Below are 26,838 nucleotides of genomic sequence, written 5' to 3'. Positions count from 1 at the left end.
AATGAGAAATCATTTTTCTGGAGGAATGGCAGAGTGGTCGATTGCGGCAGTCTTGAAAACTGTTGACTGTAACAGGTCCCGGGGTTCGAATCCCTGTTCCTCCGCAAAAATCCCTATAAACAAGTGTTTATAGGGATTTTGTTTTTTCAAGGAGGATCTTATTTAACAAAAAAAATCCTGACATATAAAATTTCAGGATTTTTTGTTTTCAGTACCAAATGTCTTTTATCATTCGGTTTTGGTGTTCCGGTGTCAATTGGAATAACTCGCCAGTTCTTCCTTCTTGGAGTTGATGATTTTATACTCTAAATACTTGAACGAGTCTCTCGGAATGATGGTTACCCATTTTTTGTACTTCAGATACCATTTTGTTTGAATGCTTACAATTCCCTTCGTGAGGTATGCTTCTACGAACGGATGCACGTGCAGGAAGATTTTCCCTTTATGCTGCTGAATGATATTCCGGATTCTTTCCTCCATTCTTTCCACCACCACGATAGGAGGGAGGATTTCCCCTTCCGCATTGGGATTTACTTCCGCGGTTTCGATTTGTTTTTCCGGCCGTGTTCTTTGTCGCGTAATTTGGATGAGCCCGAATTTGCTTGGAGGCAGGATTTTGTGTCTTGCCTTGTCCCGTTTCATTTCTTCTTTAAGATGCTCGTAAAGTTCTTTTCGGTGATCCGGATTGGTCATGTCGATAAAGTCGATGACGATAATTCCACCCATATCTCTCAACCGAAGTTGTCTTGCAATTTCCGTTGCCGCCATTTTATTCACATTCAAAGCGTGGTCTTTGTTGGATGGTGCCGAATTGATATTCGGTCCGGAATTTACATCCACTACATGAAGCGCTTCTGTGTGTTCGATAACCAGATAAGCCCCCTTCGAACTCGGAATATTGACATGTTTTCCGAAGCTCTGCTTCATTTGTTTCTCCACATTGTAATATTCCATCAGTGGAGTTGGCTTGTCGTAGAAGTGTACGATGTTTTTCTTTTCGGGAGCAATCACTTCCAGGTAGTTCCGCATTTCCTGAACCATGTTTTCATCATCGCAGATAATGGAAACAAAATCAGAATTAAACTTGTCTCGAAGGATTTCAGAGGCTTTATCTTCTTCGCTCAAAATCTTGCTCGGAACTTTATTTTTCTGGATATTCTTGAAGGCGGTTTCCCATTTCTGAACCAGCTGGTTCATGTCATTATGGAGTTCCGCCACCTTTTTTCCTTCTGCCACGGTTCTGATGATCACCCCGAATCCTTCAGGTTTGATGCTTTCAATCAATGTTTTCAGCCTTTCTCTTTCCTCGCTGCTTGCGATTTTTTTGGAAATGGAGACGCTTTTGTCAAAAGGAATCAAAACCAAAAACCGTCCTGTCAATGAGATCTGGGTTGAAATTCTGGGTCCTTTCGTGGAAATCGGTTCTTTGGTGATTTGAAGAAGTACGCTTTCGTCTTTTGCCAGAACTTTGTCTATGGTTCCGTTTTTGGGGATTTCTTTCTGAATCTCGAAGTTCTTCAGTGAAGTAGAGTTTTGCTTCTTGGAAGTAGTGTCGTGAAGGAATTTTTTATAAGTCAGAAACTGCGGACCCAAATCCTGATAATGCAGAAATGCATCTTTTTCGTATCCGATGTTTACGAAGGAAGCGTTCAGGTTTGGTGCCAGTTTTCTAACCTTGCCGATGAATAGGTCGCCTACCACGAAATCGCTTTTATCCTCCTGTTCGTGGAGTTCAAAAAGCCTTCCATCTTCAAGCAGGGCAATTTTGGATTGCTCATCTTCATGTGATATGATCAGTTCTTTCTTCATTGCTTATGTTAAAAATTAATTGCCTTCCGTGAAAATTTCCAGCTTTTGCTGATGAAGGCTTAATTGTATTCATTTATGTGAGGTGAATAAGAAAGTGAAATCTGTAAATAAAGGTCAGGTATTCAGTTTCTTATGATGTGTTTTTGTTTTTTGGGTAAAATCAGATCTGTTATTGATCAATCCCCCTTAAAAACAAAAATATAGTCGGCGAAATTTTAAAAAATTAAAAACACCAACTATATTGTATATTGAAAACCGCGGAGCGATTATTTTTTCTTGTGTCTGTTTGCTCTCCTTCTTTTCTTTCTCTTGTGGGTCGCTACCTTGTGTCTTTTTCTTTTCTTTCCGCTTGGCATAATTTAAAGATTTTATTAATAGATTAATTATTTTACTGCAACTTTGGTTTTTACTTTCTCCACAAAAGTTTTGGAAGGTTTGAAAGCCGGGATATTGTGTGCTGGAATTTCGATGGCGGTGTTCTTGGAGATATTTCTTCCGGTTTTAGCCGCTCTTGTTTTGATGATAAAAGATCCGAAACCTCTCAGATAAACATTGTCACCATTGTACATTGAAGTTCTGATTTCCTGCATGAACGCCTCGATAACTTTCTGAGTTTCATTCTTTTCCGTTCCCAACTTGTTTGAGATGGTATTTACCAATTCTGCCTTTGTCATTTCCTGTATTTATTTATATTTTTGGTGTGCAAATATATGAACATTTTTTGAAAACAAAAAAACAAACCGCTGATTTTCTTCACATTGGTGAGAAATTTCATGGTGCGCCGAAATCCTAATTGTTTCAGCAACAGAAATCCACTTTTTAAACAATAAATTGAATTTTTTTTCCTATAAAGGAGGTGTTGCAGTTACTTGTAGAAATAGGTAAGCGTTTGGTGGGAGTAGGTGTTGTGGACGTACTTAGGTAGTCGGTTTGGATAAAGTTCGTAACTAAGGTCAACTGTGGTGTAAATTTCTTGGGAAGATGTGCTGATATTGTTCTTAGAAATCAATGAAGGAGCATAAACGGGACATGCTCCCAGAAGGTAATAATGCATGCTTTTTGTCGATAGGAGGACGCTGCTTTCAAAAAGTTGGGATGCAAAATTTATATTGCCATTATGTACCGTTTTTACCCAATCGAAAAATGGAGTAGTAAGTGATGGCGAAAGTTGTATGTTTTCATAATTACCACTCGGATTAATGATCATATTGACATATCCCCAATTTTCTTTAACCACTATATTTCCATTCGGATCATAAGTAAAAGTCCTCGAAAAATTTCCCCATCCACCGCTTGCTTTTGAGACTTTGTTGTCTGCATATTCAACGGTTGTGATTGCAGGTATATCGGGGAATTCTTCAAGGTATTCTTTAATCTGCGTGAGTTTTCCGCTGTTGTCATAAAAATATTCCAGCGCGGTAAATCTCTGATTTTTTTCCACATCGATTTTTTTCAATTTTTCATTATCGTAAATGAAGTAATAGGTAACAGGATCGCCCGGTAAACCTGGATCCATTTTTAGCTGTATTTTCTCAAGCTTTGGAAGTGGTTTGGTAGAAGTGTTCTGATCGTCTTTTCGGCATGAAGTCGGCAGAATAATTGCAAAAGCTGCAATAAGAATACGAATACTGATATTTGCTTGATTCGAGCTTAGTTTGAATGACATTCCATAAATTTGAACCAATATTAATAATTTTTTTTGAAAGCAAATAAACAAACCGCTGATTTTCTTCACATTGGTGAGAAACTTTTGACCTGGTACAAAATTCATGGAAGAGACCTGCCTTTCCGGAAAACCAACGACCCATATAAGATCTGGATTTGCGAAATCATTTTCCAGCAAACCAGAATTGAACAGGGTCTAAATCATTATAAAAACTTTATCCAAAGATTTCCAGATGTTCAAACCCTGGCCAATGCAGATACTGACGAAGTTTTGCTTTTTTGGAAAGGACTTGGGTATTATTCTCGAGCCTTAAATCTGCATTTTGCATCCAGGCAAATCATTAATGATTTTAATGGAAAATTCCCTGAAAAATATGAGGAAATCTTACAATTAAAAGGAGTCGGGAAGTACACGGCGGCAGCGATTTCAAGCATCTGCTTTTTGGAGAAAATTCCTGCGGTTGACGGAAATTTCTATCGGGTTTTATCCAGGGTTTTTGCAGATGATTTCGATGTATCGCATTCCAAAGCGTTTTCATATTTTTCAGAACTGGCTTTAATGATGATGCCGGAAAAGAATCCCGGACATTTCAACGAGGCGATGATGGATTTGGGTTCGGACCTCTGTAAACCTAAAAATCCAAAATGTGAAATCTGTCCTTTAAATTCGGATTGTCTCGCCTTTCAATCCGGAAAGGTTCAGGATTTTCCGGTGAAGTCGAAAAAAGTGAGAACCACCGATCTGGAACTGGAATACTATTTTGTGGAATACGGAAAATCATTTTTAATCCGTCAAAGAAACGACGATTTCATCTGGAAAAAACTGTATGAATTCCCAACTGAAATACCTGAAAATTTTGAAAAATTCATCACGGGTCAAAAAACGGTTTCACACAGACTCACCCATAAAAATCTGACGATACATATATATAAGTTGAAGATGAAATCAAAAGAAGCGTTCGAGAAGTTTTCAAATGAACATGATTTCACGATTTCCAATGCGGAGGAATCTCATCAGAAATCCTTTCCAAAACCATTGGAGAATTATCTGAGTTTGTTGACCTGAAACTTTGTTTTGCAACAAAAATTCAAGACTTCCTTTAACCTTGTTTCGGTTTCTTCATCTAAAAAACAGAATTCCAATTCTAATGGAAATTTGTTTTACAGGGATTTGGGAACCTGCGTGGAATTAAATGATTGATAATGCAAGAAATTCGAAGGTTCCTAGATCTTTTTCTTTTCAGCCATTGAAGTATTTCATCCGATTATTGACATTTGCATTGACCTTTATGACAAATCTTCCAACTTTGCACTTCCAACTTCGGACAAAAAAAACTATTTTTGCCCAATGTTTAAAAAACTCATATTCATCTTTTTAACCATCATGATCGTTTCTTGCGGGAAAGAGGCAAAACCGAAACCATCGGGCGAACTCCGTCTCGAATATCCGCAGCCGAAATATGTGAGTTTTTCCTCGCCATGCAATTTCACTTTTGAATATTCCGATTTCGCGAAAATTGACCAGGCCAAAGAAAAGTGCTGGTACTATATCAACTATCCGAAAATGAAGGCAAAAGTGTTTTTGACTTATTTCCCTATCAAGAATGACTTCGCACTCCACGTGAAAGAATCCGAGAAAATGGTTTATGAGCACACCATCAAAGCCACTTCCATTGACACAAAATCTTTCAGCTACCCGGAAAAAAAAGTATTTGGAAATTTCTATGAACTGAAGGGTCCCTCTGCTTCGAATCTGCAATTTTTTGTGACAGATTCTACCAGACATTATGTGACTGCGAATCTCTATTTCAACTCAAGGCCGAAACCAGATTCCATCGGTCCGGCTGTGGATTATATCAAAAAGGATTTGCTGCATTTGATTGATACCTTCAAATGGAAGTAGGATGGAAGGCTGAATAAATTGGAATATAAAAAGTGAAAATAAACAGAAACAAAAATATAAGGATTAATTAAGATGGAGAAAATGTTATTGGGTCTTTTTTTGATGGCTACCATCGCTTCCTGTAACTCAGACAGAGGTAATGATGCCGTGATAGAACCCACCGTAATTGGTGTTTGGAAATTAGAGAAAGATCTGGTCGTTTCCGGGGCAGACCATTCGACGATTCTCCATGAATATATTCCTGATGATTGCAAAAATAAAAGCACATTTGAATTTGCCGCGGATGGCAAATATGTCGCAAATACATACAATACCATAAATTCCAACTGTGTCAATTCTGTAATGAATTCCCAATACCAGTACAAGAAAAATGAAAAAAAATTGATCATTGGAGCCTCTACTGCTGATGTTTTGGAGCTGAGTGATCATAAACTTGTCGTTTATGCCGCGGATAATTATGATTCAAATAATGACGGCATCAATGATTTCGTGAAATATTTTTTCATCAGGTAATCAAGTGGCACGGATAAGTAAACTTAGAAATTTAAACTACATATATAAATGAAACTATTAGTCGTTGGTTCAGTTGCTTTCGATGCGATTGAAACCCCATTTGGAAAAACGGACAAGATTTTGGGCGGTGCTGCAACCTATATCACACTCGCTTCGTCCGTGTTGAAAATTCCTTCGGGAATCGTTTCTGTTGTTGGTGGAGATTTTCCCCAGTCTGATTTGGAAATGCTTCAGAATAGAGGGATCAACATAGAGGGGATTGAAGTGATTTCAGAGGGAAAAACATTTTTCTGGAGCGGTAAATACCGAAATGACCTGAACACCCGTGATACTTTGGTGACCGAAGTCAATGTGTTGGAAAACTTTGACCCAAAAATTCCAGACTCCATGCAGGATGCGCAAATCCTGTTGTTGGGAAATCTTCATCCCGGAGTTCAACTTTCCGTTTTGGAAAAAATGAACAAACGTCCGGATCTGGTTATTTTGGACACCATGAATTTCTGGATGGATACTGCATGGGACACTTTGATGCAGATGATCGCAAGAACTGATGTAATCACGATTAATGACGAAGAGGCCCGTCAGCTTTCCGGAGAATATTCACTGGTGAAGGCTGCGAAAAAAATCCAGGAAATGGGACCGGATTTCGTCATCATCAAAAAAGGCGAACACGGAGCTCTGCTTTTCAACGAGGGAAGAATTTTTGCCATTCCGGCGCTTCCTTTGGAGGATGTTTTTGATCCAACTGGGGCGGGAGATACTTTTGCCGGCGGTTTTGCATCTTATCTGGCCAAAAAGGAGGATTTTGGTTTTGAAACCATGAAATCTGCCTTGATCTATGGATCTGCGATGGCGTCTTTCACCGTGGAAAAATTCGGTACAGAAAAATTGCAGGAAGTCACTGAAGGTGAAATGATTGCCAGAATCAAAAACTTTAAGGAACTGACCACTTTTGAAGTGGAAGTTTAGAAATATTAAATATAGAAAAATCTTCGAAAATCAGGAGAATATAAAAATGAGAAAACTATTTGGTTTTGTGCTGGTAATGGGATTCGGCACTTTTCTGCAGGCGCAGTATTTAATCATTGGCAAAGACAGCATCTCGCTCGATCAATTTAAAACCGAGTACAAATATGGTCTGGAAAACAATGGTATTGAAAAAACGATTGCTTCTGCGGAAGATTTCCATTTGCTGCAGCAATTTGCCTCCGACAAAAAAGTGGACACCACTGCTGCTTTCCGTGAAAAAATGATGGACAAAGAGGGCGAACTTCGCAGTAAATTCTTCTTCCCAAAACAAGTGCTCGATCCTGTGCTGAATGACTACATGAAGGATCTGCAGACGGAGAAAAAAGTACTTCTTTTCATCGTTCAAAAAACCGAGGCTGACCCCAATAATTACCAGCAAATCTACAATGATGTGAAATCCGGGAAAATCACCATGGAAGAGGCAGTTTCCCAATACACCAAATCCAGCGCAGTGCCTTTCTATATCAAACCTGGTAGCATAGATAACTCCCTTTACTCGGAATTGAAAAATTTGCCTGATCATGCTTTGACCAAACTTCAGGATACGCCTAGATATGTGGGTTTTGCAAAAGTTTACGAATCTCGTCCGAGTTTGGGATATATGGTTTTCGGAACTATTTCTTATCCTAAAGATGACAATTCGGAATCCATAAAGGCCAAGATTTACGGCGATTTAAAAGCAGGAAAAACTTTTCAGGAAGTCGCAAAACTTTACGGAGCTACCGATCACGAAAGAAATAACGGTGGAGTAGTGATGGGTTCACCAACTCTTCCGGATGAGATCTATACGCAGTTTCAAGGGAAAAAGTCTGGATTCTATGTTCCAGAGCCGATTCTTTTTGGTGATAAATATTTCGTCTTCTATATTTATAATGTAGAACCTTATGTTTTAACTGACAAAAACAGGGATTTCTATATCCGCGAATTGAACAGTTCTCTCTATGGAGAGCTTTTGCAGGATAAAATGGTCGCATACCTAAAATCTGATCCCACATATAAAGAGTTTCCCGAATTACAAAACGTGAAAAAATCTTACCAGAACTTTAATTTGGCCAAAGATAATTCGGTGCTCTATCAATATCATCAACATAAGACCACGGTGGGTGACATCAAGAAGTTGATTGGGGACAAAAAAAGTGAGGTCGAAAAACTCTCACCGGCGATCTGGGCAGAATCTGTTTCCGCAGTGAATAACCAGGATCTGATCAAGTTTTACAGTGAGGATTTCACCAGTCAACCTTCCATTCAGAAGGAATTGAATGAGTTTAAAAAAGGACTTTTTTCCGAGTATATTTTTTCAAAATATCTGAATGGCGAAATCGATAAAAATCCGCAACTGCTCACGGATTACTACAACCAGAATAAATCCAGATACATGTGGGGAAACCGTGCAGAAGGACGGGTGGCGATTATTTCTGATGAAAAACTGGTGAGTGAAATTTCCAGGAATATTAAGGATGAAAAAGGTTGGGAAGCGCTTAAAACCAAATATTACGGAAAACTCAATGATAAGAAGCAGATTCTGGTCAACTTCGAAAAAGGAGAAATGTCTGAAGATGCTGAAGTCTTTACGAAATACAAAGTGCCCTTCAAACCTGGAATCCACCAAACCAAAATGGGCGACAGATTCCTGGTAATCGCAATTGACAAGATTTTGCCACCTACACAGATGAGCCAGGAAGAAGCTGCAGAACTATTAAGAGATGCTGTGCTGGATCAGAAAATGAAGGAGACCATCGCCGCGCAAAAAGCGAAAACCAAAATCGTGATCGAACCTGGTTTCATGAAAGGTCTCGAGCAGAATTTTAAGAAATAATTATCAAAAAAATTGCAGGTTATTTGGTTTAGAATGATAATTTTGCAATTCGTTTAAAAAATGAATATGAAGAGACAGATAAAATTCATCTTAGTTTTAACTTTTGTGCTTGGTTTTTTTGGAATTAAGACCAATGCCCAGTTAAAACCGGGAGATTTGGTAGATGGAATCGCCGCGGTAGTAGGAGATGAAATAGTTTTGGAATCTGATGTACAGGATCAGGCTAATTATGCAAAACAGCAAGGTGCCGATGTTTCCAATAAATGTGAGTTTATGGAGGGAATCATCAGCAATAAACTTTTGATCTATGAAGCGAAACGTGATACATTGATTGAAAACCGTTCAGCAGCAATCAAAGAGAATGCCACTGCAAAATACAACCAGATTTTGGGTCAGTTTCCGAATGAGAAAACGATGCTCGATGCCTATAAGTTCCGAACTCCATCTGAAATGAAAACTGCCATTGAAAAAATCGACACAGACAATTATTACGGCCAGATGAAATACGGAAGAATCACCGATAAAGCCGACGTGACTCCAAACGAAGTAACCGATTTTTTCAACACCTACAGATTTCAGCTTCCGCAGGTGAAGGATGAAGTAAGCCTCTCTCAGATTGTGATGTACCCGAAACTCACCGATGCTCATAAAGATGAAATCATCGCCCGTCTGAAAAAAATTAAAGAAGATATCCAGAAAGGGGAATCATTTGAAAGTCAGGCAAGGATTTATTCCGAAGATCCAGGTTCAGCCGCAAATGGCGGACTTTACAAAAACATTGCCCGCGGAAAAATGGTGAAACCGTTTGAAGCAGCGGCACTCAATCTTCAGGAAGGTGAAATTTCCGACCCGGTAGAATCGGAATTCGGATACCACTTGATCCAACTCGTGAAGAAAAGCGGAAAAATGTATGATGCAAGACATATCCTGTTGAAAGCTGTGCCAAATGCTTCAGAAATTGCAACAGCAAAAAAGGAGTTAGACAGCATCAGAAGCTTGATTGTTAATGGAAGAATGACATTTAAAGAAGCGGCATTCAGATTTTCTGACGACAAGCAAACGAAATTCAACGCCGGTGTAATTGCTGGTGATGATGGTTCCGACAAAATAGAGAAACTGAATTTACCTCCCACCATTGCTTACCAAATTGCGGGTCACCACAAAGGAGAAATTACTAACGTATTTGAAGAAACCGTGCAGGATCGAAAAATGGTTGCCATCGTAAAATTGGACGATATCATTGATGCACACCAATTGGATATCACCACCGATTATAGCCGGATCAAGCAGATGGCACTCAATAAGCGGAAAAACGAAATGGTGGAAAAATATGTGAAGGAAAAATTGCCGCACGTTTTTGTCTCCATCAATGACCGATACAAAGACTGTACATTCAAAACCGACTGGCGTAAAGCAGATACCGGTAAATAGAACCAAAAAATCTCTGTGAAAGCAGAGATTTTTTTGTAGTCCTCAAGTTTCCAGGAATGGGAAAAATAAGCCATCCGCTGCAGTTTTCTGCGCAACTGAAGCTATTGCCCAGTTCCCCGTATTTTTTTATTTTTACTTCATGAGCAACTTTATTCATTTCGGCATTGCTGAAAAGATCTACAACGAGAATCAGAACAAAATCTGCAATCTGTTTGAAATCAGATATCCGATCATTCAAGGCGGTATGATTTGGCATTCCGGATGGCGGCTGGCTTCGGCGGTCTCGAATTGTGGCGGATTGGGTTTAATCGGTGCCGGAAGTATGTATCCCGATATTTTGCGTGAAAATATTCAAAAATGCAAACAGGCGACCGAAAAACCTTTCGGGGTGAATGTCCCGATGCTTTACCCCAATTTGGATGAAATCATAGAAATCATTTTGCAAGAAGGGGTGAAGATCGTTTTCACTTCCGCAGGTAATCCGAAAACCTATACAGAGACTTTACAGAAAGAAGGTTTGAAAGTCGCACATGTGGTCTCTTCCACAAAGTTTGCGATGAAATGCGAAGAAGCCGGAGTAGATGCGATCGTAGCGGAAGGTTTTGAAGCAGGAGGACACAACGGAAGAGATGAAACCACCACGTTTTGCCTGATTCCGAATGTGAAAAGACATATTTCGAAACCCCTGATTGCGGCAGGTGGAATTGGTTTGGGTTCGCAAATGAAGGCCGCCATGATTCTAGGTGCAGACGGCGTTCAGATCGGTTCCAGATTCGCAGCAACCGTGGAGGCAAGTTCTCACGAAAATTTTAAAAATAAGATTATTTCTCTGAATGAAGGCGATACTCAGGTCACTTTGAAGGAGCTTGCTCCCGTTCGTTTGGTGAAAAATAAATTTTATCACGATATCGAAAAACTATATGATTCCGGACGAAATGTAGCAACTTTAAAAGAAACTTTAGGCAGAGCCAGAGCCAAACACGGCATGTTTGAAGGTGATCTGGACGAAGGCGAACTGGAAATCGGGCAGGTTTCTGCCTTGATTGACGAAATTCTTCCGGTGGAAAAAGTCTTTGAAAAATTGTTGAAGGAATTTGACCAGACTCCGAAAAGTTTCGGATTTTAAATGAAGAAATAAAGCCACAAATTCACAGTTTTATTGGTGAATTTGTGGCTGTTTCTTACTTAGATGGAAAAAGCGCGTTTCAGCAGGCTTTCCACTTTCGGTTCGCTTCCCCGGAAGGCTTTGTAGAGTTCCATCGGATCTTTTGTTCCGCCTGAAGAGAGCAGAGTTTTATATTTCGCGGCGATTTCCGGATTGAAAATTCCATTTTCCCTGAAGTATTGAAAAGCATCCGCATCCAAAACTTCCGCCCACTTATAGGAATAATATCCCGCAGAATATCCACCCTGGAAAATATGTGAAAAACTGGTGCTCATCACGGTTTCCGGATTAGATGGATAAAGGTTTGTGGCTTTGGTTTCATTTGCTTCAAAGGTTTTGATGTCGTCCACTTTTTCAGGATGGGAATGATAGGCCATATCCAAAATCCCAAAACCCAGCTGTCTCAAAGTCTGGTAACCTTCCATAAAGTTTTTGGAATCAGAAATTTTGTGGATTTTCTCATCCGGCAAAACTTCTCCGGTTTGATAATGTTTCGCGAAGGTTTTCAAAAATTCCGGTTCATAGCAATAATTTTCCAAAAACTGAGACGGAAGTTCCACAAAATCCCATTTTACTGAGGTTCCCGAAAGATTCGGATAAGTGGTATCTGCCAAAATTCCGTGTAAAGCATGCCCGAATTCGTGGAAAAGAGTAGTCACTTCCTGAAACGTGAGCAGACTCGGTGTATCAGCTGTAGGTTTTGAAAAGTTGCAGACTACCGAAATATGGGGTCTGGAATTTTCGCCATTTTTCTTGAACTGGCTTTTGAAGCTCGTCATCCAAGCTCCGGCTCTTTTTCCTTTTCGCGGAAAATAATCTACATATAGAATTGCTTTCAAGCTGCCTTTCTCTTTACCGGAGCCGGATTCCTCTTTTACCAGATAGGTTTTCACTTCGGGATGGTATTTTTGAATATCCTGCACTTCCACAAATTCTAACCCAAAAAGAGTATGCGCCAATCCGAAAACCGCTTCCTGCACTTTCTCCAGCTGAAAGTAAGGTTTCAGTTCTTCATCATTCAGATCGAATTTCTGTTTTCGTAATTTTTCGGCATAAAAAGCATGATCATAACTTTGAATATCTTCAATTCCATCGGCTTTTGCCAAAGATTTCAGTTCGGCGATTTCCTTTTCAGCGAAAGGTTTTGCTTTGATCAAAAGTTCATGCAGAAAATCATGCACTTTTTCAGGTGATTTTGCCATCCTTTCCTCCAAAACATAGTCTGCATAGGACTTGTAGCCGAGTAATTGCGCTTTTTCCTGCTTTAATGAAATGATTTCTTTAATTAAATTCTGATTGTCAAATTCATTATTTTGGAATCCTTTTTTTCCGTTGGCCAAAGCGAGTTCTTTTCTCAATCCGCGGTTTTCGGCGTAGGTCATGAAAGGGAGGTAGCTTGGATACTGCAGCGTCACCACAAATCCTTCAAGACCTCTTTCTTTCGCTTCTTCACGATACTGCTGAAGAATTGCTTCCGGAATTCCCGCCAAATCTTTTTCGTCGGTGAGCTGTTTGAAATAACTGTTGGTTTCTGCCAAAACATTTTGCCCAAACTGGAGCGATTTTTTGGAAAGTTCAATGGAGATGTTTTTGAATTTCTCTTTATCTTCATCATTCAATAGTGCGCCACTTCGCACAAAACCTTTATAAGTTTCATTCAAAAGCATTTCCTGCTCTTCGTTGAGATGATATTTTTCCTTTTCGTCAAAAACTTTTTTAATCTTCCCGAAAAGCTTTTGATTTTGAGAAACCTTTGCGGAAAATTCAGTGAGCAGTGGCGAAACTTCCTGTGCGATTTTCTGGATTTCGTCGTTGGTTTCGGCGGAATTCAGATTGAAGAAGATATTGGAAACCACATCCAGTTTTTCACCTGAAAAAGCGAGTGCCTCGATCACATTTTCAAAGGTGGGTTCAGCTGGATTTGCAACAATGTCGTTGATCTCTTTTTCAGAATCTTTGATCAATTCCTGAAAAGCAGGCAGAAAATCTTCCTCTTTGATTTCGTTAAAAGGCGCTGTTTTAAAAGGGGTTTGAAAGTTTTCTAAAAGTGGGTTTTTCATTGATTTTTTTTAATGTTCTTTTTGTATTACCGATTTTCTTTGAGAATTTATGCTTGAAAATATCCTCCACGAACCCGGTAAAAAAAATTATTTGTACGCCAACAAATTTACTCAAAATTTAATTTTACCTTTGTTTTTAAAATTAAACTATTATGAAGAAAATTCTTAAAATCTTATTGGCAATCGTGGTTTTGCTGGTAATCGTCATGTTTGCCGTGGGTAAAAAGTACCATTTTGAGACTTCCACCGTAATCAATGCTCCTGCCGAAAAAGTGTACCAACACATGAATTCCATGAAATCTTTCAATGAGTGGAATCCATGGATGAATCTGGACCCAAATTTGAAATTGGATTATTCCGGAACTTCCGGTGAAGTGGGCGACAAATATTGCTGGTCCGGAAACGACAAAGTGGGAAAAGGCTGCCATGAAATTACAGCGCTTGTTCCTAACCAAAAACAATCCACCAAAATGGTTTTCAAGGAACCTTTTGAAAGTGATGCGACTTCAGATCTGATTTTAACTCCGGAAGGCAATGGCACCAAAGTAACCTGGACCATGGATTGTGAGCTGGATTACCCGATGAATCTCATGAAACTGATGATGGACAGCCAAATGGAAAAATCTTATGGCAGCGGATTAAAATCATTAAAAGAGATTTCTGAAAAATAGTATTCTTTTTGAATGTTAAATGCCAAATCCTTTCAGCGATATCGTTGGAAGGGTTTTTCTTTCGGCAAACATTAAAAAAAGTTAAAAAAATCAGCATTTGGAAAAGAGGTGGAATAATTACCTTAAATTTGTGCGGAATTCCGAAAATGCCGGATTTCCTTATCAAAATTTTGAATTTAATGAAAAAACTCACCGCAATCGCGCTGCTTTCAATAGCATTGGTTTCCTGTAAAAAAGAAACCAAGACCATCACAAAAGTTGATCCTCAAACCGGAAAAACAACCACAGTGGAAGTTTCCACGGACTCTATAAAATCAGAAAATTCATCAGTTTCCGCTGCGCCTGTTATGGCCATCAACGATTCTGCGGGGGTTTTTCATCAAACCTTTGTTCTGGAAAAGGGGAAATCTTATCCTTTGATTACGATTCAGAAAGATGTGCAGACTTTAACCGCACCAAACGGACAATCCCAAAGCGGAACCAGTGAAACCACTGATGAAATGTCTTTCCTGGTGAATGGTTTTGACAAGGGAGTTTATGACATCACCATCAATTTGCTGGGAAAAAAGAATACTCAGTCTTCCGGTGGAAAATCAGTCTCTATCGATACCAAAGCTGCAGAACCGAAAGAAGAGCAGTTCAAAATGATGTGGAAAGTAAATAAAGCGTTAGTCGGCAACACCCTTAATATGAAGATGGATTCCAAAGGAAATGTGAAATCCATCACGGGATTCGAACCGATTTATGGTAAAATTTCCGCATCGGTTAATGCATTGGTCAAGGATGCAAAAGATAAGGAAGAGTTTGTGAAAAGCTTTAAGGCCAGTTTTAATGAGAAAGTCCTGAAAGAGCAGTTTACTAAAAACCTGGTTCTTTTTCCTGCGAAAGGCGTGAAAGTGGGCGAAAGCTGGAGCGAACATGAAAATGCAACTCCAGACGGAAAAGTGAAACTCACCACTACTTATGTTTTTAAAGGTGTGCAAAACGGCGTTGCGGAAATCGCAGTTTCTGGAGGGATTCCTAAAAAATCCGACAAGCAAACCCAGCAACAAATGACCAGAACGATGAGTTCTGAACTGGCACAAAACGGGAAAATCTTATTGGATCAGAGTTCCGGATGGATCAAGAATCAGACCATGCATGTGAAAACCTCGCAAACCGAAACCCTCTCAGACGGGAAACAAACCCAAACCATGAAAAGTGTTTCCAATTCCACGGTTACTGTTAATCCTTAATCATCTCATTGCTTACGTTCATCAAAAATGAAGTATATATTTGAATTAATTCTCACGGTCATCATCATATTCTTTCTCTGGAATATGCTGAAAAGATTATTTTTCAATTCATTTTACCGGTTTCCACAGCATAGAAAAGAAGATGAAACCGCCTCGAAAAAAACAAAAAAAAATCTGGATTCCAAACTGAATTGGGATGCCGAAACGGTAGATTACGAGGAAGTGAAAGAAGACGGGAAAGAATAACACCCTTTTTGGCGTTTCAGTGCTGAAAGGGTTTTCCGAAATAAATTAACCTCATTTTCCATCAAACAATTGTGGTCAGCAATTTTAAGTCTATTATCTTTGCTCTTTCTTCAATTATCTAATTTACTATGGCAAAAAATAAGAAACTAATGTTCATCGTCGGGAGTTTGATTCTGTTCGTGGTTTTGGCTTTGGTTTACGCCAATCCTGTGTTGACCGGGAAACAGCTCTTTCAGCATGATATTGTGCAATACAAAGGCGGCGCGAAGGAATTGCTCGATTACCGTGCCCAAAACGGCGAGGAAACCTATTGGAGTGATTCCATGTTTGGCGGAATGCCGACTTACCAAATGGGGGCGCAGTTTCGCGGTGATGTCATCAAGAATATCGATGGGTTTTTAAACTTTTTACCGAAACCGGCGAACTATATTTTCCTGCTTTTTTCCGGATTTTTCCTGCTTGGATTGGTTGCGGTTAGAAACTGGAAATATGCACTTTTGGGTGCTACTTTTTTCGGGCTTTCAACGTATTTCTATATCGCACTTGCTGCAGGACATAACGGTAAAATCCATACGGTTGCTTATTTTGCGCCACTTTTGGCGGGAATTCTTTTGGTCTATATCCGAAAAAAATATATTCCTGGATTTATTGTCACCGCTTTGTTTATGGGACTCCAGGTTTCGGCGAACCATCCGCAAATGACGTATTATCTTTTCATTGCGCTAGGATTTTTGTTTTTGTCAGAACTTTTCAGAGCCATTAAAGGGAAGGTTTCCTGGAAACATTTTGGTATTTCCAATGGCATCCTTGCTTTGGCAATGATTCTAGGAATAGGCATGAATTCCCAACGAATGATGGCGAATTCTGAATACATCACGGAAACCGTCCGCGGAAAACAAATCCTCAATAATGACCGACATTCCTCTGAAAAATCGGGGATGGACAAAGAATCGATGTTGATGTGGAGTTATGGCAAAATGGAAACGCTCAATCTTTTCATTCCGAGATTGATGGGCGGTGCAAGCAATGAGGAAGGTTCAGATAAAATGATGGCTCAGATTCAGGAAATGGTTCAGCAGAATGTGACTTCGCAGTCGGAAATGGATCGGATATCCAAAGGATTCTCCTCCCTGACTTATTGGGGAGAACAACCCGGAACTTCCGGGCCGGCTTATCAAGGTGCTGTGGTGATTTTCCTCGCAATTATTGGATTTTTTCTAGCCTGGAAAAAATATCGTTATTGGATTCTGGGGGCATCCATCCTCACGATTTTCTTGGCTTGGGGAAGCAATTTCATGGCATTGTCTGATTTCTTTATCGATTTTGTGCCTTTTTACAGTAAATTCCGTGCGCCGAGTTCTATTTTGGTGGTGGTGGAATTATTGTTTCCGCTGATTGCAATAGTCGGATTATACCGATTCTTTAACTCCAGTTCAACAACTGAAACCTCTGAGAAAAATATCTTAACGGACGAGTACAAGAAGAAGATTTTAACCTACGTTTCTGCCGGAGTTTTAGGTTTCACGTTTCTGCTTTTGGTTTTTGGTAAATCAATTTTAGGTTTTTATACGGGAACCGAAAAAACATATCTTCCGCCATATCTGCTTGATTTCCTGGTGGACGAAAGATTTAAGATGTTCCGTGTGGATGCCATTAAGGCCATCATTTATGTAGGAATTACCGCAGCACTTTTATTCTTAGGTTTAAAGAAAAAGCTGAATCAGAATGTGGTGATTGTCGCCATCGGTTTGGTAAGTATTTTCGACTTGTGGAGTGTGAACAAGCGTTATCTGAACAATGATAATTTCGTGGATAAAGCTTTTGCTGAAAACCCTTTCCAGACTGAAAATTCTGATTTGTTGATGCAGAAAGTGGGCGAAAATCCAAATCTTGCATCACTGCTGGATCAGGCCAAAGTCAACCAGACTTTAGAAGCTATTTCTGAAAAAGACAAAACCCATTATAGAATTTACAATCAGGTTTTGGGCACCTTCAGTGAGACGAACACTTCCTATTTTAAATCTTCAATTGGGGGGTATCATGCTGTGAAATTGAGAAGATATGATGATCTGATCAATGAGTATTTCAGTAAAATGGACACCGCAAAGGTTCCCAGAATCCTGAATATGCTCAACACCAAATACATGATTTTTGGTGATCAGGAAAAACCTGATGCGGTCTTGAATCCTAATGCGAACGGAAACGCATGGTTTGTTCCGGAAGTAAAATTTGTGGCGAATCCCAATGAGGAGATCCAACAAATTGGTGAAATTGATTCCAAAAGAATCGCGGTAATTGCTAAAGACGATCAAAAATATTTCGAAGGAAAAGCGATGCAGCCGGATTCAACCGCCATCATCAATCTGACGAAATACCAACCGAACGAGCTGGAATTCAAATCTCAATCAAAAACTCCACAATTAGCGGTCTTTTCTGAGATTTACTATCCGAAAGGCTGGAAAATGCTGATTGACGGCAATGAAGTTCCGTATATTAAAGCCAATTATTTATTGAGAGCGGTTCATGTTCCGGCGGGAAATCATGTGTTAAAAATGGTTTTTGAGCCTGCGGTAATTGCGAAAGGAAAATTGATTTCCCTGTTGGCTTTCGGAGTATTTTTGCTGCTGAGTTTGGGTGGGATTTATGGGCTGTATTTCCGTAGGGACAAGCGGAGACCTGTCCACGGCGAAGAAGCAAAATAAAAGTAATTAACCTTGATATGAACCCGCTTTTTTTTTGAAACTTGAAATCTACCTGTCCACAGACAGACCTGAAACTTGAAACAAAAGAAAATTTTAATCATCACCTATTATTGGCCGCCTTCTGGTGGACCGGGAGTTCAGCGTTGGTTGAAGTTTGTGAAATATCTTCCGGATTTCGGGTGGAAACCTACCGTATTTATTCCCGAAAATCCAAGTTATCCCATCATTGACAAAACATTGGCGAGGGAAGTTTCGGCGGATCTGGAAATCATTAAGACCAAAATCTGGGAACCTTATCAGATTGCCGAATTTTTTGGCAAAGACAATAAGAAATTCAAAGCCGGACAATTTGATGTGGGGAAAAACCAGTCGTGGAAATCCAAAATTTCCATTTGGGTGCGCGGCAATTTCTTTATCCCCGATGCAAGAGTTTTCTGGGTAAAGCCTTCGGTAAAATTCCTTAAGAAGTATTTAAAAGAAAACCGGTTCGATGCTTTTGTCACCACAGGACCTCCTCATTCTGTGCATTTAATTGGTTTGGAGCTCAAAAAGGAATTTCCAGATTTGAAATGGCTGGCTGATTTCCGGGATCCATGGACGGAAATTTCTTATTACAAGCATTTGAAACTGAGCAGATCTTCGGATAAAAAACACCGTGATCTGGAGCAGAAAGTATTTGAAAATGCCGATCTCACTTTAGCGACCAGTTTTACTGATGCCGAGAATTTCAGGAAGAAAGGAGCGAATGCTTTCTGTGTAACGAATGGATTTGACTTGGAAATGGGAGAGCGGGAGAGTGGGCGCGATGGTGAGGACGAAACCCTATCAAAATTCACGTTAAGTTATATTGGTGTTCTGGAACAATTGAGGAATCCGGAGCTATTGTGGAAAGTTCTGGATGAAATTATTGGTGAGAATGAGGAGTTTAAAAAGAATTTTCAACTGAAGTTCGTCGGAAGAATTGATGCCAGGATTTTAGAAAAAATCGAAAATTCAGCCCTTGAGAATTCGGTGAAGAACCTCGGTTATCTCTCACATTCCGAAGCGAATGCAGAGATGCGAAATTCTGATTTGCTGCTGATCACCAATTTTCCGGATGAAACTTCAAAGGGGATTATCCCGGGAAAAATATTTGAGTATCTCGCCACCGGAAACCAAATCCTTTCTTTCGGACCGAAAGATGCCGACGTGAAGAAAATCCTGGATGAAACCCATGCCGGAAAACATTTTTTCTACGATGATTTTACCGCTTTGAAATCCTTTATCCTGGAAAAATTCAATGATTGGAAAAAAGGAAACCTTGCGGAAAAAACCAGAAACACCGGGCGGTTTTCACGAAAAAATCTCACCCAAAAATTGGCTGAGATTCTAAATAGTTTGATCGGCTGATGGCTGATTACAGCCAGCCCTGTTCCTTCATCCAGTCATCATTATAGATTTTCCCCACATATCGGGATCCGTGATCATGGAGCAAAACCACAATTACATCATCCTTTGTGAACCGGTCTTTCATCTGGACTAATGCAGAAATGGCGCTTCCCGCCGAATATCCACAAAAAATCCCTTCTTCTTTTGCTAATTTTCTGGCATAGATAGCTCCATCTTTGTCGGTCACTTTTTCGAAATGATCGATTACTGACATATCGTAATTTTCGGGAATGATGTCTTCGCCAATTCCTTCTGTAATATACGTATATGCGTGTTCATAATGAATTTCGCCTGTTTCGTGATATTCTTTTAAGATCGACCCGAAAGTGTCCACTCCGATGACTTTGATGTTTTGATTTTTTTCCTTAAAAAACATTCCACAACCGGTCACGGTTCCGCCTGTTCCGGCTCCTGCCACAAAATGGGTGAGTTTACCTTCCGTTTGTTCCCAGATTTCCGGGGCGGTCTGTTCGTAGTGCGCGGTTCTGTTTGATAAATTATCGTATTGGTTCACATACCATCCATTTTCTGTCTCTGTTGCCAATCGCTTTGAAACAGAGTAGTAGGAGCGGGGATCGGTTGGTTTCACGTCTGTGGGGCAAACGATTACTTCTGCACCCACCGCTCTCAAGATATCGCATTTTTCTTTCGATTGTTTGGAGTTGGTCACAAAAATACATTTATAGCCTTTCACAATTGCAGCCAAAGCAAGACCCATTCCCGTATTCCCGGAAGTTCCTTCTATAATGGTTCCGCCAGGTTTCAGCCGGCCGTCTTTTTCTGCGTCTTCAATCATTTTCAGCGCCATTCTGTCTTTCACCGAGTTTCCGGGATTGAAGGTTTCCACTTTTGCCAAAACCAATGCCGGGAAATCATCTCCCAAAACTTTGTTCAACTTTACAAGGGGCGTATTTCCAATGGTTTCCAGTATGTTTTCTGCGTATTTCATAAAAAGTCTCTGATGTTATTGTCCCTAAATCAGGGTTGCAAAGGTAGTTTTTTTAAGTTTAAGTGTATTTTATGGCTTTCACCGGAGAGATTTTGCTGATCAGGTAACTGGGAAGAATGAGTGCGATTGCTGAAACCAGCAGAATTCCCAAAGAAATAGCCATGATGTAAACCGGGTTTAAATCCACGGGTACAACGCCGATATAATAGTTCTCGGGATTGAGTTTAATAATTCCAAAATACTTTTGAATCAGCAAGAAACTATATCCGATTAAATTTCCGAAAACCAGTCCCGGAATCATGATCATTAAAGTATAGTTGATAAATATCGTGCGGATTTGCCCGTTGCTTGCACCCAGGGTTTTAAGCATTCCGATGGAGTTGGTTCTTTCGATGATCAGGATCAAGAGTACCATCACAATATTGATGATCACTACCACCAACATGATGATGATGATCAGTGCGATATTGGTGTCAAAAATCGCGATAAAGTCCATGATCTGCGGATATTGGTCGGTTGCCTTCACTACGTAATTTTTGTATCCGACCCACTTATCGATTTTCGGGGCGTCTTCATCGATGTCGTTGATATTTTTCAGGAACACATCGATCCCGCCTATTTGATCGTTCTTCAATCCCTGAATTTTCCGTGCATGGTTGATTCCACCGATCACGTAGAGCTCATCGATCATTTTGATGTCGGTCTTGTAGATTCCCACCACTTCAAATTTGCGGTAAAGCGGTTTGTCATCTTGTTTGGAAAATATCGCAACAATGCTGTCTTTGATTTTGAGGTGGAGGTCCGATGCCAATTTTTGGGAAATCGTGATGCCATTGTTGAATACCCCTTCTTTTACCTGTGGTGTATCGCCTGCGACCAGGAATTTCTTAAATCGCTCATGGTCGAAATCGGAACCGATTCCTTTAAAAATAATTCCGGCAAAATTATGTTCATTTCTCAGGATTCCGCTTGCGGTCACATATTCCTGAGTTTTTGCCACATCTGGTAATTCCCTGATTTTTTGCACCTGAAGTCCATCATTACTCAGTGGCGAAGAATTGTAGGAATTATTGGATTGCTTTGACCTGATGGAAATGTGCCCGGAGAAATCTGCCATTCTTTCCTTAATTGCCGTTTTGGATCCCAGTCCGGTGGAAACCGTAATGAGGGAAACAATCACTCCCAAAGCCATGGAAAGCCGACCAATAAAGACAATAATCCGTGAAAGATTATTTTTGTTATCTTTGGAAAAAGCTATTTTTTTAGAAAAATATAACGGAAACTTCAAGCGGATGGATTTAAGGCTCAAAATTAAAAATTTATTTCTGATTGCGCTCATTTATTTTGGCTTTTGCCAGCAGCACTTTGCGCAGGAAAATGAGCACCGGTGTTTTAAGACGGGAGCAGACCGCCCGGAACTCTATCTGCCTTTGCTGCAGCATAAAACCATTGCGGTGGTCACCAATCAAACGGGCTTGCTGAAGGATAAGACTTTTCTGGTCGATTTTTTGGTTAAAAACCAGATTAAGATCAAGACGATTTTTGCACCGGAACATGGTTTCCGGGGTGATGCGGATGCCGGAGAACATGTGAAAAACGGCGTGGATTCCAAAACCGGAATTCCTGTAGTTTCCCTCTATGGAAGCAACAAAAAGCCCACTCCGGAACAATTGAAGGGGATCGATTTGGTCCTGTTTGATATTCAGGATGTGGGAGTTCGGTTCTATACGTATATTTCCACTTTGACTTATGTGATGGAAGCCGGCGCGGAAAATAATGTTGAAATTGTTGTTCTGGATCGTCCAAATCCGCATGATGGCTATATTGACGGTCCGGTTTTAAAAGATCCATGGAAAAGTTTCGTGGGAATGCACCATGTTCCCGTGGTTTATGGATTAACCATTGGCGAGTACGGTGAAATGGTGAATGGTGAAAAATGGTTGAAAAACGGAGTTCAGGCAAAATATACCCTGATTCCCATGCTTGGGTATCATAAAAATCAGCGATATGAGCTTTCAGACAGGCCTTCACCGAACCTGCCGAATGACCGGGCGATCAACCTTTATCCCAGTTTGTGTTTTTTTGAAGGAACCCAGGTTTCGGTGGGTCGCGGAACTGACCTGCCTTTTCAGATTTACGGATCGCCATGGACAAAAAATCTTCCCTACCAATTTACACCGAAACCCACACCGGGAGCCAAAGATCCATTTTTAAACGGGAAACTCTGTTTTGGCGAAAATCTCTCCGGTGAACGCCGGGATTTGCGTGAGCTCAATTTGGATTGGCTCCTTAATGCTTATGCGAACTATAAAAATCCGCAACAGGATTTTTTCCTGAAAAATCTCTTTTTTGATAAATTGGCAGGCACCGATGAGTTGAGGAAACAGATTATAGCGGGTAAAACTTCGGAAGAAATTAGGGAATCGTGGAAAGGAGATTTAGAAAAATTCCAGAAAATTAGAGCAAAATATTTGGTTTATGAGAACTGAATGTTTACCAAGGCAAATTTTAGGCTGTCTTTTCTATTGTGATTTAGGGGTTTTTGCCATCATATTTTTTTTCTTGGCAATGACGTTACGGAATAGGATTGTGTGTTCATCAGTGATTTTGATGTTTATTTTATTTTTTCACTATAATTAAAAATTTTTCTTGCGCAATTGATATCAAAATGTTAAGTTTGTCATAATTTGTCATAAAAACAATTAAACTTATGAATGAACTTTACAATGATCCTGAAAATGCGATTAAGAAATCGAATTTCAGAAGCCAGGTAACAAAAGGGTTTTCACTCTTATTACTTGGAGCGGCAATGAGCTTTTCATATGCCCAAAATGTGAGAGGAAATACTGATCCAAACGCTCCGGCGAAGATCAGCTATGATGTGCAGATCAATGCGGCGGCATCAAAAATTTACGGAAATACTTTTCCGGCGGCCGTTTCTAAGAAAGCGGTTGCTTTGAGTGGAACCTATACTGTTGGAACCGGTGGAGATTACGCCACACTATCTGCAGCAGTTGCCGATTTCAACTCTGCAGCGATTACAGGCCCTGTGACTTTCAACCTTACTGATGCCACTTACCCTTCGGAAACTTTCCCCATCAAGATTGAGGAAAATGCCGGATCAAGTGCGACCAATACTTTAACGATCAAACCTGCCACAGGGGTGGATGCCATTATTTCCGGTAATGCTGCTATTTTGTTCCAAATCAATGCCGCCGATTATGTGATTTTTGATGGAAGTAATAATGGTTCCACTTCACAGAACCTTACGCTGAACAGTACTGCGGCGACAGGAACTACTTCGATTGTTTGGGTTTCCAGTACCTCAAGTGCTGGTGCTGATCACGTTACTTTCAAAAACCTTAAGTTTTTAGGAAATACTCCTGCGACAACGGTGGGGCATATTTTGGTTTCAGGACCAACTTTAGGTTCGCCAGGAACAGTTCCAAATAACTTCCTCACTATTGAAAACAATACTTTCAACCGTGGTCAAAACGCAATTTTTGCGGTTGGTTTGGCAACAAACCAGGATGATGGTGCGGTGATTAAGAATAATACTATTGGTTCTGCCACTCTTACTGAAGGATTCGGGTTCAGAGGACTTGCTGTTCAGAATGCGAAAAATGTGCTGATCAGTGGAAATAAAATTGATGGAGTCACCATTAACAGTTCTAGTACCGCCAGTGGTATGCTTTTAGGTGCGTCAGTGAATAACATTACGGTAACTGCCAATAAGATTAACGAAGTGAGTAATACGAGCACCGTCGGTTGGGGTTCAAACGGGATTTGGCTTAATGCAGGAACGGGATCAGCCGATATTTTGTTGGCTAATAACTTTGTGACCAATGTTCACAGTTATGGATACGCTTCTGGAGGTTCAGAAACTGATAACGGAAATGGTATCGTTATTGGCGGGCTGGCTACAGGAGTGAAAATATATCATAATTCGGTTGCACTGACTGCCAACCAAAATGCAGGGGGAAGACCATCTGCTCTGAATATTCTTTCTTCAGTAACGGCAGGCACGTTGGATATTAGAAATAACATCCTGGTCAACAACCAAACACAAACTGGTGCGCGATACGCCATTTATTCTGGAGCGGCCAATACCGTTTTTTCAAACATTAACTATAATGATTATTTCTCCACAGGTACCAGCATTGGGTATCTTGGTTCAGCCCGCGCAGACTTGGCCGCTTGGCAAGCTGCTACCGGCAAAGATGCTAATTCATTAAATATTGCACCGGTTTTTGTTTCGACTACTGACTTGCACATGACTTCTGCGAATGCATTTCTAGACAACAAGGGAACCGTTCTTGCAGATGTGACTACTGATATCGATGGAACTGTGAGAAGCACCACAAAACCAGATATGGGTGCGCATGAATTTAAGGCCTCTTTGAATGGGACTTACACAGTGGGTTCAACAGGAGATTTTGCTTCACTTACCAATTCGGCGGGTGCATTTGAATATTTGAATACAACTGGTGCGTTAGGAAATGTAACCTTTAACATCATTGAAGACTTGACTGCTGAGACCGGTACAAATCCGATCAATGCAATAGCAGGCGGATATTCGCTAACCATCAAACCTAGTGGAGCTGCACGCGCTATTTCTGGAACCATGGCATCAAATGCCTTGCTCAGAACAGCTGGAGCAAGTAATGTGACCATCGATGGTTCACTTTCCGGTGGAACCGATAGGAGCCTATCGATTACTAACCTATCCGCTACAGGGCCTCAAGTAGTAAGATTTGGTAGTATTGGTACCACACCAATGACTAATCTTACCCTTAAAAATACCATTATTACAAACGGTGTCAATACATCAACCGCAGTGGTAATTCATGATAATGCCTTAGCTACAGCTGGTGGTTATTTTAATAATGTTACCATTCAGAATAATGCGATCAAGAAGGCGTACATGGGGGTCTATGCAGCTGCTGCAATTTTGGCTGGAAATGGAACCATTAACATTTCCAATAATGATTTGTCAGCCTCTGGGACCGACGCTATTACTCTCGCAGGTGTATATGCGCAAGGAGTTGATGGTGCTGTTATCCAAAACAACACAATTGGCAATTTCCTTCCAACTGCTGCCTACTCGAAGAGAGGGGTTTGGTTGGCAACTGGAGCCGTGAACAGTAATATTAGTGGCAATACCATCTCCAACATCACCTTTACAGGTGCCACCAGTGCAATTAGTTCGGTCGGTATCTTTGTTTCCAGTGGAAACACAGGGGTTTCTGCCAATTCAGGAATTGTAATTGATAACAATAATATTTCTAATATTGCGTCTTCTTCCAGCACCACTACATCAGGCATCCAAATTTTTGGAACATCTACTGCTCCTACCAGCGGCGTGACCATTAGCAGGAATAAAATCACTAATGTGAAGAATTCTAGTACCCTAGGTTATGCGGCAATTGGGATTTTCCTTAATGGTTTTTCTACTGCTGCCAATGGAGGCATGAAAGTTATTAACAACTTCATCTCAGATGTGGCAGGTTATGGATGGAATGACAGTACTTATTTGGATAATGGAGTTGGTATCACCTTCAACGGTGCAAGTACAGGTTATAAGATTTATAATAATACGATCAACATGAACACTAACCAAACTGTAACAACTGGTATGACTGCGGCAATCAACGTTACAAGCTCAATTTCTGCCGCTGGAGCAATCGATTTGCGAAACAATATCTTCGTGAATTCGCAGACCACGACCGCAAACAGATACGCCATTTACTCTTCGGCACCTGCTACGGTTTTTAGCAATATTGATTACAATGATTATTACTCAACCGGCACCAATCTTGGTTACTTAGGTTCCGCAAGAGCTACTTTGGCAGCATGGCAAACCGCAACCGGTAAAGATGCAAATTCACTAAACGTATCGCCGGTATTTGTTTCTCCTACCGATCTTCACTTGGATACCAATGCAAATAACGCTTTGGAAAACAAAGGAACTCCACTTGCTGAAGTTACGATCGATATCGATGGAGATCTTAGAAGCACAACGGCTCCAGATATGGGTGCTGATGAATTCACTTCTACACTTGCAGTGACCGATAACATGAAAGACGCCATTAGGGTTTATCCGAATCCAGTAGTTGATTTTGTGAATATCAACAATTCATCAAGGATTGATTCAGTGGAAGTTTATAGTGTTTCCGGCCAAAAAGTGGCAGCGAAAACTTTGAATGCAAACTCGGG

General features: G+C 40.3%; 20 protein-coding genes and 1 tRNA gene. 15 read left to right on the top strand and 6 right to left on the bottom strand.

The window, feature by feature from the left end; all coding sequences use genetic code 11:
• The first annotated feature begins 19 nt into the window (after positions 1 to 19).
• Positions 20 to 104: transfer RNA gene (locus L0951_RS09540), tRNA-Ser, on the top strand.
• Between the two features lie 148 nt (positions 105 to 252).
• Here L0951_RS09540 and L0951_RS09535 read toward each other — a convergent pair.
• The 3 genes from L0951_RS09535 to L0951_RS09525 all read right to left on the bottom strand — a co-directional run bounded on the left by L0951_RS09535 (position 253) and on the right by L0951_RS09525 (position 3,475).
• Complete coding sequence (locus tag L0951_RS09535) at positions 253 to 1,809, bottom strand: ribonuclease E/G (protein WP_234111008.1); 1,557 nt, start codon at positions 1,807 to 1,809, stop codon at positions 253 to 255.
• A gap of 383 nt (positions 1,810 to 2,192) precedes the next feature.
• Positions 2,193 to 2,483: an HU family DNA-binding protein gene (locus L0951_RS09530; protein WP_039346147.1), complete on the bottom strand. Its 291-nt coding sequence runs from the start codon at positions 2,481 to 2,483 to the stop codon at positions 2,193 to 2,195.
• Positions 2,484 to 2,674: 191 nt separating this feature from the next.
• Positions 2,675 to 3,475 carry a hypothetical protein gene (locus L0951_RS09525; RefSeq protein ID WP_234111007.1) on the bottom strand — a complete coding sequence of 267 codons (801 nt, stop codon included), beginning with the start codon at positions 3,473 to 3,475 and terminating at the stop codon, positions 2,675 to 2,677.
• A gap of 33 nt (positions 3,476 to 3,508) precedes the next feature.
• Between L0951_RS09525 and mutY the strand changes: the two genes are divergently transcribed.
• From mutY to L0951_RS09490, 7 genes are all read left to right on the top strand, one after another.
• Entirely contained in the window at positions 3,509 to 4,540 is a 1,032-nt protein-coding gene (gene mutY, locus L0951_RS09520) for an A/G-specific adenine glycosylase (protein ID WP_234111006.1), read from the top strand.
• A 282-nt stretch (positions 4,541 to 4,822) separates the two neighbouring features.
• Complete coding sequence (gene gldD, locus L0951_RS09515; RefSeq protein ID WP_234111005.1) at positions 4,823 to 5,377, top strand: gliding motility lipoprotein GldD; 555 nt, start codon at positions 4,823 to 4,825, stop codon at positions 5,375 to 5,377.
• Between the two features lie 72 nt (positions 5,378 to 5,449).
• Positions 5,450 to 5,890, top strand: coding sequence for a lipocalin family protein (locus tag L0951_RS09510; protein WP_234111004.1), 441 nt, complete (start codon positions 5,450 to 5,452; stop codon positions 5,888 to 5,890).
• A 48-nt stretch (positions 5,891 to 5,938) separates the two neighbouring features.
• A complete protein-coding gene (locus L0951_RS09505; RefSeq protein WP_234111003.1) occupies positions 5,939 to 6,859 on the top strand; it encodes a PfkB family carbohydrate kinase in 921 nt (306 codons plus the stop codon).
• 46 nt (positions 6,860 to 6,905) lie between these two features.
• A complete protein-coding gene (locus tag L0951_RS09500; protein WP_234111002.1) occupies positions 6,906 to 8,735 on the top strand; it encodes a peptidylprolyl isomerase in 1,830 nt (609 codons plus the stop codon).
• A gap of 66 nt (positions 8,736 to 8,801) precedes the next feature.
• Positions 8,802 to 10,166 carry a peptidylprolyl isomerase gene (locus L0951_RS09495; protein WP_234111001.1) on the top strand — a complete coding sequence of 455 codons (1,365 nt, stop codon included), beginning with the start codon at positions 8,802 to 8,804 and terminating at the stop codon, positions 10,164 to 10,166.
• A 139-nt stretch (positions 10,167 to 10,305) separates the two neighbouring features.
• Complete coding sequence (locus L0951_RS09490; protein WP_234111000.1) at positions 10,306 to 11,292, top strand: NAD(P)H-dependent flavin oxidoreductase; 987 nt, start codon at positions 10,306 to 10,308, stop codon at positions 11,290 to 11,292.
• Between the two features lie 59 nt (positions 11,293 to 11,351).
• Here the strand turns inward: L0951_RS09490 and L0951_RS09485 are convergent, their stop codons facing one another.
• On the bottom strand, positions 11,352 to 13,391 hold the full coding sequence (locus L0951_RS09485; protein ID WP_234110999.1) for a M3 family metallopeptidase: 2,040 nt from the start codon (positions 13,389 to 13,391) through the stop codon (positions 11,352 to 11,354).
• A 152-nt stretch (positions 13,392 to 13,543) separates the two neighbouring features.
• On the opposite strand from L0951_RS09485, the gene L0951_RS09480 reads away from it, so the two are divergent.
• From L0951_RS09480 to L0951_RS09460, 5 genes are all read left to right on the top strand, one after another.
• Positions 13,544 to 14,062 (top strand): SRPBCC family protein, encoded by a 519-nt coding sequence (locus L0951_RS09480; protein WP_234110998.1) that lies wholly within the window; start codon positions 13,544 to 13,546, stop codon positions 14,060 to 14,062.
• 179 nt (positions 14,063 to 14,241) lie between these two features.
• Positions 14,242 to 15,297: a DUF6263 family protein gene (locus L0951_RS09475; RefSeq protein WP_234110997.1), complete on the top strand. Its 1,056-nt coding sequence runs from the start codon at positions 14,242 to 14,244 to the stop codon at positions 15,295 to 15,297.
• Positions 15,298 to 15,324: 27 nt separating this feature from the next.
• Positions 15,325 to 15,543: a hypothetical protein gene (locus tag L0951_RS09470; RefSeq protein WP_234110996.1), complete on the top strand. Its 219-nt coding sequence runs from the start codon at positions 15,325 to 15,327 to the stop codon at positions 15,541 to 15,543.
• Between the two features lie 128 nt (positions 15,544 to 15,671).
• Positions 15,672 to 18,245, top strand: a complete 2,574-nt coding sequence (locus L0951_RS09465) for a YfhO family protein (RefSeq protein ID WP_234110995.1) — start codon at positions 15,672 to 15,674, stop codon at positions 18,243 to 18,245.
• Positions 18,246 to 18,320: 75 nt separating this feature from the next.
• Positions 18,321 to 19,634 (top strand): glycosyl transferase family 1, encoded by a 1,314-nt coding sequence (locus tag L0951_RS09460; protein ID WP_234110994.1) that lies wholly within the window; start codon positions 18,321 to 18,323, stop codon positions 19,632 to 19,634.
• 7 nt (positions 19,635 to 19,641) lie between these two features.
• On the opposite strand, the gene L0951_RS09455 is transcribed toward L0951_RS09460, so the two are convergent.
• Entirely contained in the window at positions 19,642 to 20,622 is a 981-nt protein-coding gene (locus L0951_RS09455; protein ID WP_234110993.1) for a PLP-dependent cysteine synthase family protein, read from the bottom strand.
• Positions 20,623 to 20,680: 58 nt separating this feature from the next.
• Positions 20,681 to 21,910, bottom strand: a complete 1,230-nt coding sequence (locus tag L0951_RS09450) for an ABC transporter permease (protein WP_234110992.1) — start codon at positions 21,908 to 21,910, stop codon at positions 20,681 to 20,683.
• Positions 21,911 to 21,914: 4 nt separating this feature from the next.
• Here L0951_RS09450 and L0951_RS09445 point away from each other — a divergent pair, with 4 nt between their 5' ends.
• A complete protein-coding gene (locus L0951_RS09445; RefSeq protein WP_234110991.1) occupies positions 21,915 to 23,111 on the top strand; it encodes an exo-beta-N-acetylmuramidase NamZ domain-containing protein in 1,197 nt (398 codons plus the stop codon).
• A gap of 221 nt (positions 23,112 to 23,332) precedes the next feature.
• Positions 23,333 to 26,838, top strand: a 3,506-nt coding sequence (locus tag L0951_RS09440; protein WP_234110990.1) for a hypothetical protein, incomplete at its 3' end; no start/stop codon positions are given.

This window comes from Chryseobacterium sp. R2A-55 (assembly GCF_021401085.1).
GTDB lineage: Bacteria > Bacteroidota > Bacteroidia > Flavobacteriales > Weeksellaceae > Kaistella.
The sequence above is the reverse complement of the archived record's forward strand: the minus strand, read 5'-3'. Positions and strand labels throughout refer to the sequence as shown.